Genomic DNA, 14692 nt, shown 5'->3' on the forward strand with positions numbered 1-14692 from the left:
AAGACAATTCACTAATGAGTGAAGATACTCAACAAACGAGTATCAGTCAACATGGAAACTTACAAATGAAGATTCGTGACTACACTTTTGAGCCATTGTCTATATTAGATCGTGTATGTGATGCTTACGGTTTTCACCAAAAAATCCAACTAGCGCAGCACTTTGGTATTTCCTCGAGTTCCCTTTCCAATCGCTACACCCGTGGGACTCTCTCTTACGATTTCGTTGCCGTTTGTTCCATGGAAACAGGGGCAAACCTCAAATGGTTGTTAACTGGTGAAGGTCAAAAGTTCGCTGAGAAACTCACTGAAAGTGAAATTAAAAACTCACAATTAGTGCTTAAAAAATTCACTCTTAGTGACGGGCAGTTAATTGAAGAAGGAGAAATGAGTATTGACTATCACTTCTTTAGTAAACCTCCACTCCAGGCTCAAGTGATCACTGCAGATGGCAGGACGTATTTTATTGAACAAAAGACGCCCCTGTCTGACGGTACTTGGTTAATCGACGTGGACGGCTCAGTAAGCATTCGGGAACTGGCTCTTTTGCCTTCACGAAAACTACACGTTACCGGTGGCAAGATTCCGTTTGAATGCCGCATTGACGAGATCACCCCGCTCGGCAGAGTTGTAGGAATTTATACAGAGGTTAACTGATGGCGGTCAGAAAACAGGCCGATGGATGGTGGCTGTGCGAGCTTTATCCGAACGGTGCAAAAGGTAAACGCATACGCAAGAAATTCGCCACTAAGGGCGAAGCAATTGCGTTCGAGCAACACACAATCACTAAACCCTGGCAGGAAGAAAAAGAAGATAACCGCACCTTGCTGGAATTGATTAAAGCCTGGTATTCAGCTCACGGCATCACTTTAAAAGATGGCGAACGGCGTCAGGATGCCATGACCCACGCCTATGAATGTATGGGACAGCCTCTCGCAAGGGAATTCGATGCACAGATGTTTTCCCGTTACCGTGAAAAACGTCTTTCGGGCGATTACGCACGCTCCAATCGAGTGAAGAAAGTAGCACCTCGAACTATTAACCTTGAGCTAGCATATTTTAGGGCTGTATTTAATGAGCTTGGTCGCCTGGGAGAATGGAAAGGCGATAACCCGATTAAGAACGTACGCCCCTTCCGCACAGAAGAAAGCGAGATGGCTTTTCTCACCAAAGAGCAGATCGGGCAGTTATTGGATGAATGCGGCAGAGAAAATAATAATGACCTCGTTTGCATCGTTAAATTATGCCTATCAACCGGCGCACGCTGGTCAGAGGCCGAAGAACTTAATAAGAGCCAGATCACAAAGTACAAGGTCACTTATACGAAGACTAAAGGCCGAAAAAATAGAACTATCCCAATCAGTGAAGATCTGCATAATTCTTTACCTGAAGTAAAAAAAGGCCGACTTTTTAAAAATTGCTATGGTGCGTTCCGCTCTGCCCTTGAACGCACTGATATTGAATTACCTGCAGGCCAACTAACACACGTGCTGCGGCATACTTTCGCGTCTCATTTTATGATGAATGGGGGAAACATCTTAGTCTTGCAGCGTGTACTAGGACATACCGATATCAAGATGACTATGCGATACTCTCATTTCGCACCTGAACATCTTGAAGAGGCATTGAGGCTTAACCCTTTGACGAGTACCTAATCCGACAAGACTCTGTTAGCGTTGGGAACCGGCCCAGAGCATGAAGTAGTTATAATAAGGAGTTGAAGAAAAAAGCTTTGAAGTTTTTAGCATATAAACCGCCAATTTATTGTCAGGCTATGACTTCAAGCTTTGGTTAGTTCCTTATGTCTTTATGTTAATATCGGCCCTGATATTTAATACCTTATTAGGATGAATTACTAATGACACCTGAATATAGAATTGATGCTGAAAAAAGAATAACTGAATATTTAAATTCTCAGAATTTAGAAAATATAAAAAATATGCAGGTAGAACAAACATTTGATGATTTAGGTTTCGAAGTTAACATATGGAACGTTAGAACAAAAAACGATGGAAACTGGTGGGTAGCTGAGGGAGAAAATGTCCCCTTAAACTTATACACTCAAAATGAGTTTTTCTTCTCAGCTGATGAAGCCTACTCTTTTCATTTAGGTATAACCCAGAGACTACAGGCTAGACACCATAATGATTTTAAACATGTCATTGATGAATTGCCGTTAGATATAGATATGCTTCGTTCTATTAGTAGGCGATTGCATGCCTCCGCTACTGCTCTGAATGACATCAATGCTCCAGAGGATATTCAAAGCATCGGGCTTTCATGTCGAGAAAGTATGGTTGAACTCGCCACTCACCTTTACAAAATTCATGAAGAAATTTTAAAAAAAGAAAATATAAAAGCAGCTGATTTTAAAAATATTTGTCGAATTATAATTGGCTTATATGCAGCAGGAAAACGAAATTCAAGCCTAAGAAAATACTGTCGCTCAACTATTGAATCAGCGTGGGATTTGTCAGCAGAAACAGTGCACTCTTCCAATAAAAATATGCCTGATGCTAAAATTTGTCTTTTACTTACTTGCACAGCCGTTTCATTAATTCAAAATTTATTCCTTAAATTTATAGGATTTGATAGCGAAATAAAATGTCCTACCTGCCACGGATTACGCACAGAAATTTACGAATCTGAAGAAGATAGCCAACTGCACATTGTATGTAGTGAATGTGGTGAGGTGGTACAAACGATTTCAGAGGAAATTGACGAATAGTTATATGAATTATGATACTAGGTGTTAGCTATGTAGAGAGACTTGAGCATAAAAACAGATAACAATGGCGATAAAGTGGCGATCCAGATGGAGAAACTGGGCAATTCATGGCAAAAAACGGCAAGACATGTCATTGTTTTAAATGACAAATTATTGATTTTCCTACTTGAATGTTAATACTCATAATCGCTTGGTCGCTGGTTCAAGTCCAGCAAGGGCCACCAAATTTTAGCTTTAGAATCAAATAATTAAGCCACTTCTCGCGAAGTGGCTTTTTTGTTTCTCGCTGCTACTGTCCCCTTTTCGTCCCCCCAGCTCAAAATGCCCCCTCTCCAGGCTTATCAAAATGTACGCTGAACTAGTGAATTTCTGATGCGATTTTCATTTTATGCGGAAATTCTCAGCATCAAAAACATGCAAATTGAAGCATCAACCCGTTTTAACAACTAACCACTGGAGGATGATGACAACTAAGTATGAGAAAGTTGCCATTCCTAGAAAAATTTGAATACGCAGGAAATTAATAAAAATGGGGTTAAACACCCTCTGCGGGAAGAATCTAATTTTCTCTGCTATTCCCTCCTTACACCTCACCGACAGAATCTCTGGTAGGTCATTGTTTATAGATAGAACTTCGCAGCGGATTGATTCTTTAGGGGCAAGATAATCAAAAATCATAATGTGCCGATCTTCTTCATCCTCCTTCAATTCATAGTGCCTTGATGGCCAAATGTTTAAATACATTGGTTTGTAATTAAAAATAATCTCAACACTTGAGGCGCTTTCCCTCCCCTGATTCATAAATACATAGGAGTGTGTATGTACTGTTTGCTTATGCCTAAGTATTTCCCCCTCAGGGTCTCTAAGTGGTTCATTTATAAGGTAAGTGAAATTGTGTAACTGTCCAAAAGCAATTTTTGCATTGCTTTTGAAGTATTTATTAAGCATGAAAGTTAAAATTGGTACTGCGATCGCAAAAATTTCTTTTCCATATTGAGTAAGAATATTCATAAATGTACATCCCATAAATGATTGATTTTTCTTTTGTGGAACAGCTATCAATTATATTACTACAAAAAATTAACCTTACTTAGATCTTCAAAAAAACGTAGGTAACTTTAAATTAGTTGTAAAACCATAAAAAACAATAAATTAAGAATTAACTCCATGTTTAAAAATTACTGTAGTAATTTCCAATTGCGCTACTGTATGCCGCGGATACAGTACATAGCGTATTAAATGCAAGAGACACCCACCTTTTACGAAAGTGATAAGCAACAACCCACTTGCTGCCCCACCGGCCAGATCGCATACACCGGATTACCCTGCTGACCGAAAACATGTTCTCAGGTCAGTTTTTCGCCCTTCGCCATGAAATAAATCACCGCACTGCAAATTTCATCGACCGCATAAAATCCCCCTTTTGACGCTTTTCCTCTGTCGTCTGAGAAATAACCATTCTGTATATAATTACAGTATATCAATTTCACAGATTTCAGTTTTACAAAATGTCAGTATGTCTCTTACAGGGCGCGACCCGTCTGGCCTCCCTGTATTTCTACGGCTAACTGATTTGATCTTCCTAAGGATCCAGCAATGTAACAGAAAGCAGATAAACCCTTTATTTTCAATCTCCTTTGATTTTTCTTCGATCCTTTGGAGATTCAGAAAACTTAAATTTACTGAAATTCTTTTCAATCTTTTCAGTTTGGTAATGACGGCAGAACCCCAGATACGGCGCAGGCTGGCGGTGTGGTTTGTAGAATTTCAAAACTGAAAAAAAATACCGACGCAAAAAGCGCAGGCGGGTGCGGTGTAGTGCAATTTCCGTCATGTCTTGCTTTGATCCTTTTTTGCACACAGCTCAATGCTCAATGCTCAATGCTCAATGCTCAATGCTCAATGCTCAATGCTCAATGCTCAATGCTCAATTAGTTATAATTTTTCTGGCGGTAATAAAAAACGCCCAAAATTTATAAAATATATTTTTATAAAAAACATCAAGCTATCCTACTCCGTTACATGTTTTTATTACCACACACTTGATTATGAATTAATAATGCATTGTTCATATTTAATTATTATGAAACTTAACTAATTTATAGCATAACCTTTTAGAGAGTTAATCACCCCAAGATATTAGTTTCTTCGCTAAGTCACTAAGTCACTATTTTTCAAAGCATGCTCTCCATCACATTATAAATATGGGTTAAGGATAATAGTCTAAGCTTCAATTTAACAACTAACACAGGATGTTTGATGGAAAGGTATGCTAATAAAGGCGGGGATTCTGGAATACTTGCATTTGAGATCACGGCAACTTCAATTACCGTAGAGTTTAAAGATCATTCCTTATATCTTTATGATAATAACAACCCTGGTAGTGCTATTGTTGAGAGAATGAAAGCTCTAGCAAAATCTGGGCAAGGTTTGAACAGTTACATCAGTACTACCGTTAAGAAAAATTTCGCTAAGAAACTTAGATAATTTAATAAAATATCCATGTGAGTAATAAAGCTAGGTGCTATGCACCTAGCTTTCATCAAAACATCAAACTGTAATTTCCACAAAGATCCGCTTACAGCACGCCCTGCGCCAGCATCGCGTCCGCCACTTTGACGAAGCCTGCGATATTTGCGCCACGCACATACTGCGTCTGCCGGCCTTCGCCGCCGTACTCGACGCACGACTGATGAATATCCAGCATGATGTGACGTAAACGCGCATCCACTTCTTCGGCTTTCCAGCTCAGACGCGCGGCGTTCTGTGCCATCTCCAGCCCGGACGTCGCCACGCCGCCGGCGTTCGCCGCTTTGCCCGGCGCGAACAACACGCCTGCGTCGGTGAACAAGTCGGTCGCTTCAATGGTGGTCGGCATGTTCGCGCCTTCGGCTACCGCTTTCACGCCATTGGCAATCAGCACGCGCGCCGCTGCGGCATCCAGTTCATTTTGCGTGGCACATGGCAGCGCGATATCCACCGGCACATTCCACGGTTGCTGGCCTTCAAGATACGTCAGCCCGAGTTTTTGTGCGTAATCGGCTACGCGGCCATCGCGGCTGGCTTTGATTTCCGTCAGCAGCGCCAGTTTTTCAGGGGTGAAACCGGCTTCATCAACCACGGTACCGTTGGAATCGGATGCAGTGATCACCCGCGCGCCCAGTGACATGGCTTTTTCAATCGCATATTGCGCGACGTTACCGGAACCTGATACCGCTACGCGCATGCCTTCAAAATCCAGCCCGTGACGTTTAAGCATCGATTCAGTGAAATAAATCAGGCCGTAACCGGTGGCTTCCGGGCGGATCAGACTGCCACCGAACGACAAGCCTTTGCCGGTGAACACGCTGGCCGTATTGTTGGAGAGCTTTTTCATCATCCCCGCCATATACCCGACCTCACGCCCGCCGACGCCGATATCGCCCGCAGGCACATCGGTATCCGGCCCGAGATGACGATACAGCTCCAGCATCAGCGCCTGACAGAAACGCATGATCTCACCTTCGCTTTTGCCTTTCGGGTTGAAGTCACTGCCGCCCTTCCCGCCGCCCATCGGCAACGTGGTCAGCGCATTTTTGAAAGTCTGTTCAAAGCCGAGGAATTTGAGAATCGATAAATTAACCGACGGGTGGAAACGCATCCCGCCTTTGTACGGGCCGATGGCCGAGCTGAACTGCACGCGCCAGCCACGGTTCACCTGCACCTGATTTTTGTCATCCACCCACGCAATGCGAAACTGAATGACACGCTCCGGCTCCACCAGACGCTCCAGTAAAGCCGAACGGCGGTATTGCGGATGTTGTTCGAGGAAAGGCCACAGCGTAGTCATGACTTCGCGTACGGCCTGGGAGAATTCGACCTGATGCGGGTCGCGTTGCTGGACTGAGGATAAGAACTGTTCGAGGGATTGAATCTGATCCATTAATGTAGAACTCCGTCTGTAAGTGATGTTGTCTTTTTTATTTACTGCTTATTTTTTGACTATGCATCGACTGACAAGCGGACTTCAAGCAATTTATTTCCCGATAAAAACCTTACGATTTACGACCTTCCAGTTTTAATAACAATGCCTTGTTATCCAGCCCGCCTGCAAAGCCGGTTAACTTACCGGAAGCGCCAATCACACGGTGGCAAGGCGCCACAATAGAAATGGGGTTGCGGCCATTGGCGGCACCGACGGCGCGAACCGCTTTAGGGCGGCCGATACGCCGGGCAATATCGCTATAACTGCGCGTCTCGCCAAACGGGATTTCCAGCAACGCCGCCCAGACTTCTTTCTGAAATGCGGTGCCGGTAAAATCGAGCTCCAGCTCAAAATGCGTGCGTTCCCCGGCGAAATATTCGTTCAGCTGTTGCTCGGTTTTCAGCAGGATGGGAAACGCCGGGTCTTCGGTCATCTCACCCAGAGGCACGCGTCCGTCGATTTCACATTCCCACAAAATAGCCGTCAGTTTGTCGCCTTTCGCCGCCAGGGTCAGCAACCCGACCGGTGACGCCATTCGCTTGAATCTGTATTCCATCAGTCCCTTCCTCTGCGAGTTTTACGCCCCACACTTTACCGGAAAGGCAGGAACTGACGAAAATTATTTCAGGCCCAGCTGGCTGCGAAGTTCTGTTTTTGCCGCATCGAATTCCGTTTTGAAATCCGGCTGCTCTTCCATTTTTTGTGCGATCAACGCAGCACCGGTGCGGCTCATGACGGTATCAGAACGGTAATGGAAACCGGCCACCAGACGGTTTTCCGCGTAACCGGCCGCACGGGTGAACAGCGCGTTGCGTTTTTCCGGCACCATTTCGCCCAGCACTGTCGCCATCAGATACCCTACCGTCGAATGGCCGGAAGGCCATGAACCGGATTTGGATTTTTTCAGCAGCGGATGGATTTGTTCATCGAGCATGTACGGGCGCGGGCGGTTGAAGGCTTTCTTGGCGTGATCGTCCACCACATCTTCGGTCGCGATAACCCGGTCAAACAGCGCGGCGGTTTTCGGCAGTTTCGCAGCGTCAAAATCCGGCCCCATCACATCGGCAAAACGCCAGACGTTTTCTTCAGCATCGGCAATCGCCGCTTTTTCCTGCTCCGGCGTGCGGGTGGCCTGAATCTCCAGCAATTCTTTCAGTTCCGCTTTGGTCTTTGCAGAATCATCCGCCGGTGGCGCAGGGAGATATTTGGTCAGATCCAGTTCCTGAGCAGTGATAAAGGGTTTGGCTTCGTCAGCAGCCTGAACGGCAAAGGTGGAACCGAGGGTAAAAAGCAGCAGAGCAATGAGGGACTTACGCACGGTGAAACTCCTGATAGTAGTGTGAATATCAGGAGAGTAGAGAAGGAATGTGACGGTTAAATGACAGGCGTCAGCCCAGTAATCCCAGTTTGCCGGTCAGCTTGCGGACCCCTTTTTTATTTCCGGCCAGCGCGATCCCCAGCAGTTGCAGGCTTTCAGTCGGTACCGCTGAAACCGCCTCACGAAAGGCTGCGTAGTCGGTGGTTTGCTGCCCTTCGACCGGGAAAATAATGCCATCCATTTCATCGTCATTGAGCAGATGCTGATGCAGTTGCGTCAGCTGTTCAGCATCGGCCACTAACACGCTGATACCGATCGGGATCAGCCCCGGATGCTCGCGGTTATCGGCATCAATCAGCGGCGCGCCCACCAGCGACGGATGGCGTTGTCCGAGCGTCAGCGCCAGTACTGCTGCGGCATTAGCGGCGTGTCCGGCGGCCAGTTGCTGGTTGATGACAATCACGCAGCGTTCAGGCAGCGAAGGTAAAAGGGTGGCAGGCGTATTCATTATGACAGGCTCCGTTTCAGTTGAAATCTGAGCTTAACCCGTCACTTTTTCTCAATCTGGAAGATTTGTGCACAGACGCCGGTAATGTGCCGGCGTGAGCTGATAGGCGCGGCGGAACCAGCGCCCGAGATGACTTTGATCGGCAAACCCTAAATCGGCTGCGACGGCTGCTGGCGTGCGCCCGAGCGCCAGCCCTTCCCGCGCACGGGTCAGTTTTAGCTGAATAAGATAGGCGTGCGGCGGTAAACCGAATTCAGCTTTAAACGCACGACTGACCACAAAACGGCTTTCACCGGTCGCCGCCGCCAGTTGCTCAAGGCCAATGTCTTCATGCAGATGCGCATGCAGATAGTCACGCGCCTGATGCGCCACGCGTGACCACGGCGCTTCGCCCTGCAAACGCGGCGGCTGCCAGGTGAGATGCCCGCCCAGCGCGCTAATTAATCCGTCGAGCGCGGTCTGACGCACAATGCGCAGCTCCTTGCCGTGCAGCGCCTGAAACGCCTGCGAGATCGCCTGCGCCAGCTGCGGATCCTGCGCTAAGGTATTTTCGAAACTCGGATCACCGGCAGATGAAAGGAAATCGCGTCGTGCTGCCAGTTCGCGGCTCAGCCATTGCGGATCGAGATATAACATCTGATAAGTAAAACCGCCGGGCTGCACGGCATCGCCATCGTGGATTTCGCCCGGCTCGAGCATAAAGACTTTCCCCGGCAGGCTCTGATGTTTCTGACGACGGCAGCTGAACTGCTGCAATCCGTATTGGGTCACGCCGACTAAATAGCTGTCATGCCAGTGAGGATCGTACGCATGGCCTTCGAAATGGGCGTGGATCGTCTCGATCCCGCTGTCTTTATCTTTCGATAAATCGATCCAGTTTGCAGACGCCATAAATCCCCCGCTGATTGAATTAACAACAGGGTAACAAACAGGTGGGGGAAAGAGAAAGGGAGAGATGTTGCGCCTCTCCCTTCACAGGGGGAGGCGCTGAAAAACTCAGTGCTTCACGCTTTCAATAAAGGTTTTACGCGCGGTTTTTGAACCCAGGCGTTCGGCTTCGTCCAGCAGTTTCAGGGCTTTATCGACATCCCCTGCTTTCACCGCTTTCCTGATCGCGTCGTTGAAGTAGGTTTCTGAATCGCTGAGCATTGGCTCAGACGGTTTGGCCGGGGCTGGCGCAGGTGCCGGAGCTTGTGTGCTGCCGACAACCACCGGCGCGGCCGCCGCAGGGGCGGAAGACGGGAAGATCTGACCAATCATCACGTTACCGGTTTTCTGCTCGGCGGTGACTTTCAGGCTCAGCGTGCCGGTCGGTGTATGACGGGCAATCGGATCCGGGATATCCGGTACCGCGTTACCCACGCCAGCGGCAAAGGCTTTGGCCGGGTTGACCATCTGCGTGGTCGCTGCCAGATCCTGACGGGTGGTGTACACCAGCAGATAAATTTGTTTCTGACCCAGGGCTGGCGTCAGTTTCAGCGTGCCTTCCAGACGGTCGCTGGAGACGATCCCCGGTTTCTGATACGGGAAATAGCTGGAAGGATAAAATGCCGCCGGACGCATCTGCTCATCCAGCACCAGAACATTTGGCGCATACAGGGTTTTCCCGGTCGCGATACTGGTCAGCGTGATCTCAAGCGAGCCACGGTCGGCAGGCAATGCGAATGCCCCGACGGCGCCCTGAATTTGCCCCTGATTAATCTGTACGCTGGTCGTCCCGAGCGTCACATCCTGCGTCACTGGCGGCACCAGCGGCGTCCATGAAAGGTTGCGTAAGGTCTGGCTGGAAATCGCCGGAGCGGTATTCGCATCATTTTGTGCGGCATTCACCACCGCAGGGGCAGCAGCCAGCAGGCTCAGCGACAGACACAGTGACAGCAGATTCTTTTTCATTATTGTTTCCTTTGAAATCACCATGAAGGCTGGCGGTCATCAGCGATAATCCGCCAGCCAGCACATCTTCTTTACTGCGATTTTTTTTAAAGCTTACATTGCCATTTTTCCAAACTCTTTCGGGTTGCCGGAAGGCGGCAAGCGTCCAAGTCCCCGGGAGCGTAGACCACTACGTGACCGGGGCGAGGACGCGCAGCCAACGCATCGGCAGCGCGAAGGAGGAAGGAAAAAATTACCACCAGATTTCCATCTGGGCGCCAAACGTCACTTCATCGTCATTACCACGGCTGAAGGTACGAGTGCTGGTGTCGTTCATGGCTAAGCCATTGTTTGAGCCGCTGTCGGTGTCGTAGCCCCATTTTTCATCCCAGTTTGCATAGGTTGCAAACACACGGATGGCCGGACGTGACCAGATGCTGTCGCCAGCCTGCCACTGTTGTGCGAGGGTGACTTTGTACTGACCGTTGCGATCGCTGGTACGCTGAGACTTCACGTTGTCGTAACCGACTTCCAGCAAGGTGCTCATGATCGGGGTCCACTTGTACATCGGACGAACACCGACGGTATACCAGGTGGTGCCGTTGTTGTTATCGCGGTCAACGTCCTGATACATCGCCACATACATCAGGCTCCAGGTGTCGTTGAAGTCGATAGCACCGTGGTCGAGAACGCGGATCATGCTGCCGTTGTTGTCGATGGCCGCACCGTTAGAGTGGCCGTTTGCTGCGCCCTGGCCCGGATCGGTCATGGAATCAGAGGCGTATTGCAGGACGAATTTGTTGTAGCCGTTATAGATGCTCTGCGTGTGTTCCGCAGTCACCAGGAAGCCGTCTTTGGTTGCATTGTCAGCGAAGGAATAACCGTCACGCGCATTGGCACGACCGTAATCCACACCTAACTCCAGCACGCCGCCTGGGTTAGTTTGCAGGCCTGCCAGACGAACGTCGAACACGTCGTTGGACGTTGGCACTTCGTTGCGCTGATCGGCGATATAGCCGTAGGAGCCGCCGCTTTCGGTGTTACGGGTGGCTGCCAGAGACAGTTTACCGAAGCCCAGATCCACATCTTCCAGACCCGCACCAGGACCTGAAATATCCCAGTAGTAGAAGTCGATCATGTGAACGTCATGACGTTGGTAGAAACGCTTACCGGCCCAGATGGTGGAACCCGGCAGCCATTCGATCAGGTTCTTACCCTTCACGTTGGCTTCGCGGAAAGCCGGATCGGTTGACTCCCAGTCGTTCTGCTGTGATACGGAATACGCCACGTTGGTGTCGAAGTAGAAGCTTTTATCCCCTTCTTTCCAGACTTCCTGGCCGAGTTTTAACTCTGCGTACGTCTCACATTCGTTACCGAGACGATATTTGCTGTCTGCGCCTGTCGCTTTAAAACATTGCTGCTCGCCACCGCTGCCGGTCCAGCCAATACCCGAACGGGCATAACCGGTGAAATCAACCGCCATTGCTTGTGTAGAAAGGATGCCAGCAGCCACTGCCAGCGCCAGGGAAGAACTACGCATTGTGATCATCATTTTCTCCTGTAGGGGATCGCGTGCTTTCAAACACCAGGTTCGGGGTGTAACCGGCGACAGGCTGTTCCGTCTTCGCGGAACAGATGGCAGCGGTGTGGCGGCAAACCGATGGCGAATGTTGCACCTTCTTCTACCAGCACCACGTCGTTCTGGCGGTACACCAGGTTCTGACGAATTGCCGGAATTTGGATGTGGATCTGTGTTTCGTTACCCAGTTGCTCGACGACCTGCACTTCACCGGAAAGCGTCACTTCAGCGACGTCGCTTGGCAGAAGATGTTCAGGACGGATACCCAGTGACAGGTTGCTGCCGACTTTCACGTCGGTGCCTTCGACGGGCAGCCAGACTTGCTGGCGGTTTGGCAACTCGACCTGCACGCGCGCAGGCTCAGTACCGGTGACTTTCACCGGCAGGAAATTCATTTTTGGGGAGCCGATAAAACCGGCGACAAAACGGTTGGCAGGATAGTGATACAACTCGAGCGGTTTACCGACCTGCGCGATATGTCCGGCGTCGAGCACCACGATTTTATCGGCCAGCGTCATCGCTTCGACCTGATCGTGAGTCACGTAAATCATGGTGCGTTTCAGGCGCTTATGCAGGCGTGAAATCTCAATACGCATTTGCACACGCAGCGCGGCATCTAAGTTGGAAAGTGGCTCATCGAGCAGGAATACGGTCGGTTCAGCCACCAGCGTACGGCCAATCGCCACGCGCTGACGTTGTCCGCCGGAAAGGGCTTTCGGACGCCGGTCGAGCAGGTGCGCCAGCTGCAACACTTCGGATACCTGATTCACCCGCTGAGTGATCTCTGCTTTTTTCGTCCCGGCCAGCTTCAGGCCGAAAGACATGTTTTCTGCCACCGACAGATGCGGATAAAGCGCATAAGACTGAAACACCATGCCAATGCCGCGTTCGGCAGGGGGCACTTCGTTCATGCGTTTATCGCCAATCTTCAGTTCGCCGGACGTAATGTCTTCCAGACCGGCAATCATGCGCAGGAGGGTTGATTTGCCACAGCCGGACGGCCCGACAAACACCACAAACTCGCCTTCTTCTATTTCCAGATTGATGTCGCTGGAAATCACGGTGTCGCCAAAGGCTTTGTACACGCTGTTAAGGGAAACGCTCGCCATCCTGAACTCCTGTACTTGCTGCCAGCGATGAAACTCAATGCAACGAAGAGTGAAGGAATAGCGGCTAAGCGTAATCATCCGTAACAAAGTTTTTCATGGGGGAGGAGCAGGGAGGATGACGCTTTCGCGCAACCGGATGAAAGTTCACAGCAAAAATCAAATTCGTGATCTGAATGGCAAAAAACGAAGCATATTTTTGAGTGATGAACCACATAACGCCTGAGAGTGTCGGCGGGATCACATTCTGAGAGCCGGGGGCGTAGACGGGGGGATGATGAAGCGCTGCCGGGTTGAATCCACACTGGCGGCGTACCCTGAATTTTCCGTCTAAGACGTTAAAAAAACCGACTACAAAAGGATTGGATTATGACCCTCAGCATTAAGGCTCCTTTCATCAAGAAAGTCGTGAAACACACACTGGCACTCTCGGCGCTGGCTACGCTGGTGCTGTCATCTTCCGCCTTCGCTAAAATAGAAGAAGGGAAGCTGGTCATCTGGATCAACGGTGACAAGGGCTATAACGGCCTGGCGGAAGTCGGTAAGAAATTCGAAAAAGACACCGGCATTAAAGTCACGGTAGAACATCCGGACAAGCTGGAAGAGAAATACCCGCAAGTCGCGGCGACCGGCGGCGGCCCTGACATCATCTTCTGGGCGCATGACCGTTTTGGCGGCTACGCACAGTCCGGCCTGCTGGCTGAAATCAGCCCGGACCAAACCTTCAAAGACAAACTGTTCCCGTTCACCTGGGATGCCGTTACCTTCAACGGCAAGCTGATCGGTTACCCGGTCGCGGTGGAAGCGCTGTCCCTGATTTACAACAAAGACATCATTAAAGAAGCGCCAAAAACCTGGGAAGAGATCCCGGCGCTGGACAAAGAGCTGCGCGCCAAAGGCAAGAGCGCCATCATGTGGAACCTGCAGGAACCGTACTTCACCTGGCCTATCATTGCGGCTGACGGTGGTTATGCGTTCAAGTATGAAAACGGCAAATACAACATCAAAGATACCGGCGTAAATAACGCAGGTTCGCAGGCTGGCCTGCAATTCATCATCGATCTGGTGAAAAACAAACACATCAACGCCGATACCGATTATTCCATCGCCGAAGCCGCCTTCAACAAAGGCCAGACCGCGATGACCATCGACGGCCCGTGGGCGTGGTCAAACCTCGACAAGAGCAAAATCAACTACGGCGTGACGCTCTTGCCAACCTTCCACGGCAAGCCATCTAAACCGTTCGTCGGCGTGCTGACGGCCGGTATCAACGCAGCCAGTCCGAACAAAGAACTGGCGAAAGAGTTCCTGGAAAACTACCTGATCACCGACGAAGGTCTGGCGGTGGTGAACAAGGACAAACCACTGGGTGCCGTGGCGCTGAAGTCTTATCAGGAACAGCTGGAAAAAGACCCGCGCATTGCCGCCACCATGGCTAACTCGCAGAACGGCGAAATCATGCCGAACATCCCGCAGATGAGCGCCTTCTGGTATGCAGAACGCAGCGCAATCATCAACGCGGTGAATGGCCGTCAGACCGTTCCGCAAGCGCTGAAAGACGTAGAAACACGCATTACCAAGTAATGCCAAAGCATTAGCTCAATGAACGGTGCGCAGC

The 14692-nt window shown here is 49.5% G+C and carries 15 protein-coding genes; 5 read left to right on the top strand and 10 right to left on the bottom strand.

Translation table 11 applies throughout. The annotated features are described in order from the left end of the window. Nucleotides 1–65: 65 nt before the first annotated feature. The 3 genes from ED901_RS13670 (at nucleotide 66) to ED901_RS13680 (ending at nucleotide 2727) form a co-directional block, all read left to right on the top strand. Nucleotides 66–656 (top strand): phage repressor protein CI, encoded by a 591-nt coding sequence (locus ED901_RS13670; protein WP_122096235.1) that lies wholly within the window; start codon nucleotides 66–68, stop codon nucleotides 654–656. Next, on the top strand, nucleotides 656–1654 hold the full coding sequence (locus tag ED901_RS13675) for a tyrosine-type recombinase/integrase (RefSeq protein ID WP_122096236.1): 999 nt from the start codon (nucleotides 656–658) through the stop codon (nucleotides 1652–1654). The genes ED901_RS13670 and ED901_RS13675 overlap by 1 nt, the downstream gene beginning before the upstream one ends. A 203-nt stretch (nucleotides 1655–1857) precedes the next feature. Then, a complete protein-coding gene (locus ED901_RS13680; protein WP_122096237.1) occupies nucleotides 1858–2727 on the top strand; it encodes a hypothetical protein in 870 nt (289 codons plus the stop codon). A 429-nt stretch (nucleotides 2728–3156) separates the two neighbouring features. On the opposite strand, the gene ED901_RS13685 is transcribed toward ED901_RS13680, so the two are convergent. Both ED901_RS13685 and ED901_RS13690 read right to left on the bottom strand, forming a co-directional pair. Further along, entirely contained in the window at nucleotides 3157–3738 is a 582-nt protein-coding gene (locus tag ED901_RS13685) for a hypothetical protein (protein WP_122096238.1), read from the bottom strand. Nucleotides 3739–4354: 616 nt separating this feature from the next. Continuing rightward, nucleotides 4355–4561, bottom strand: a complete 207-nt coding sequence (locus tag ED901_RS13690) for a hypothetical protein (RefSeq protein WP_122096239.1) — start codon at nucleotides 4559–4561, stop codon at nucleotides 4355–4357. Between the two features lie 425 nt (nucleotides 4562–4986). Between ED901_RS13690 and ED901_RS13695 the strand changes: the two genes are divergently transcribed. Then, complete coding sequence (locus tag ED901_RS13695; RefSeq protein ID WP_122096240.1) at nucleotides 4987–5214, top strand: hypothetical protein; 228 nt, start codon at nucleotides 4987–4989, stop codon at nucleotides 5212–5214. 91 nt (nucleotides 5215–5305) lie between these two features. Here ED901_RS13695 and gdhA read toward each other — a convergent pair whose 3' ends face one another. The 8 genes from gdhA to malK form a co-directional block, all read right to left on the bottom strand. Beyond that, nucleotides 5306–6649: an NADP-specific glutamate dehydrogenase gene (gene gdhA / locus ED901_RS13700; RefSeq protein WP_056782375.1), complete on the bottom strand. Its 1344-nt coding sequence runs from the start codon at nucleotides 6647–6649 to the stop codon at nucleotides 5306–5308. A 112-nt stretch (nucleotides 6650–6761) separates the two neighbouring features. Continuing rightward, a complete protein-coding gene (locus ED901_RS13705; protein ID WP_122096241.1) occupies nucleotides 6762–7247 on the bottom strand; it encodes a methylated-DNA--[protein]-cysteine S-methyltransferase in 486 nt (161 codons plus the stop codon). A 63-nt stretch (nucleotides 7248–7310) separates the two neighbouring features. Further along, nucleotides 7311–8009, bottom strand: coding sequence for a phosphatase PAP2 family protein (locus ED901_RS13710; RefSeq protein ID WP_122096242.1), 699 nt, complete (start codon nucleotides 8007–8009; stop codon nucleotides 7311–7313). A gap of 70 nt (nucleotides 8010–8079) precedes the next feature. Continuing rightward, nucleotides 8080–8517, bottom strand: coding sequence for a DUF2000 domain-containing protein (locus ED901_RS13715; protein ID WP_056782378.1), 438 nt, complete (start codon nucleotides 8515–8517; stop codon nucleotides 8080–8082). A 51-nt stretch (nucleotides 8518–8568) separates the two neighbouring features. After that, nucleotides 8569–9408: an AraC family transcriptional regulator gene (locus ED901_RS13720; protein ID WP_122096243.1), complete on the bottom strand. Its 840-nt coding sequence runs from the start codon at nucleotides 9406–9408 to the stop codon at nucleotides 8569–8571. A gap of 105 nt (nucleotides 9409–9513) precedes the next feature. After that, the gene (gene malM, locus ED901_RS13725; RefSeq protein WP_122096244.1) at nucleotides 9514–10410 is read right to left on the bottom strand and encodes a maltose operon protein MalM; all 897 of its coding nucleotides are present in this window, start codon (nucleotides 10408–10410) and stop codon (nucleotides 9514–9516) included. Between the two features lie 232 nt (nucleotides 10411–10642). Continuing rightward, complete coding sequence (locus ED901_RS13735) at nucleotides 10643–11941, bottom strand: maltoporin (protein WP_162997873.1); 1299 nt, start codon at nucleotides 11939–11941, stop codon at nucleotides 10643–10645. Nucleotides 11942–11967: 26 nt separating this feature from the next. Then, nucleotides 11968–13077, bottom strand: a complete 1110-nt coding sequence (gene malK / locus ED901_RS13740) for a maltose/maltodextrin ABC transporter ATP-binding protein MalK (protein ID WP_056782382.1) — start codon at nucleotides 13075–13077, stop codon at nucleotides 11968–11970. A 366-nt stretch (nucleotides 13078–13443) separates the two neighbouring features. Between malK and malE the strand changes: the two genes are divergently transcribed. After that, nucleotides 13444–14658, top strand: coding sequence for a maltose/maltodextrin ABC transporter substrate-binding protein MalE (gene malE, locus ED901_RS13745; RefSeq protein WP_056782383.1), 1215 nt, complete (start codon nucleotides 13444–13446; stop codon nucleotides 14656–14658). The last annotated feature ends 34 nt before the right edge of the window (nucleotides 14659–14692 follow it).

This window comes from Rahnella sp. Larv3_ips, assembly GCF_003697865.1.
In the GTDB taxonomy this organism is placed as follows: Bacteria; Pseudomonadota; Gammaproteobacteria; order Enterobacterales; family Enterobacteriaceae; genus Rahnella; species Rahnella rivi.

Coding starts and splice junctions, on each gene's coding strand:
- ED901_RS13670 (WP_122096235.1), top strand. CDS start 66: ATGAAGATTCGTGACTACACTTTTGAGCCATTGTCTATATTAGATCGT.
- ED901_RS13675 (WP_122096236.1), top strand. CDS start 656: ATGGCGGTCAGAAAACAGGCCGATGGATGGTGGCTGTGCGAGCTTTAT.
- ED901_RS13680 (WP_122096237.1), top strand. CDS start 1,858: ATGACACCTGAATATAGAATTGATGCTGAAAAAAGAATAACTGAATAT.
- ED901_RS13685 (WP_122096238.1), bottom strand. CDS start 3,738: ATGAATATTCTTACTCAATATGGAAAAGAAATTTTTGCGATCGCAGTA.
- ED901_RS13690 (WP_122096239.1), bottom strand. CDS start 4,561: ATGACGGAAATTGCACTACACCGCACCCGCCTGCGCTTTTTGCGTCGG.
- ED901_RS13695 (WP_122096240.1), top strand. CDS start 4,987: ATGGAAAGGTATGCTAATAAAGGCGGGGATTCTGGAATACTTGCATTT.
- gdhA (WP_056782375.1), bottom strand. CDS start 6,649: ATGGATCAGATTCAATCCCTCGAACAGTTCTTATCCTCAGTCCAGCAA.
- ED901_RS13705 (WP_122096241.1), bottom strand. CDS start 7,247: ATGGAATACAGATTCAAGCGAATGGCGTCACCGGTCGGGTTGCTGACC.
- ED901_RS13715 (WP_056782378.1), bottom strand. CDS start 8,517: ATGAATACGCCTGCCACCCTTTTACCTTCGCTGCCTGAACGCTGCGTG.
- ED901_RS13720 (WP_122096243.1), bottom strand. CDS start 9,408: ATGGCGTCTGCAAACTGGATCGATTTATCGAAAGATAAAGACAGCGGG.
- malM (WP_122096244.1), bottom strand. CDS start 10,410: ATGAAAAAGAATCTGCTGTCACTGTGTCTGTCGCTGAGCCTGCTGGCT.
- ED901_RS13735 (WP_162997873.1), bottom strand. CDS start 11,941: ATGATGATCACAATGCGTAGTTCTTCCCTGGCGCTGGCAGTGGCTGCT.
- malK (WP_056782382.1), bottom strand. CDS start 13,077: ATGGCGAGCGTTTCCCTTAACAGCGTGTACAAAGCCTTTGGCGACACC.
- malE (WP_056782383.1), top strand. CDS start 13,444: ATGACCCTCAGCATTAAGGCTCCTTTCATCAAGAAAGTCGTGAAACAC.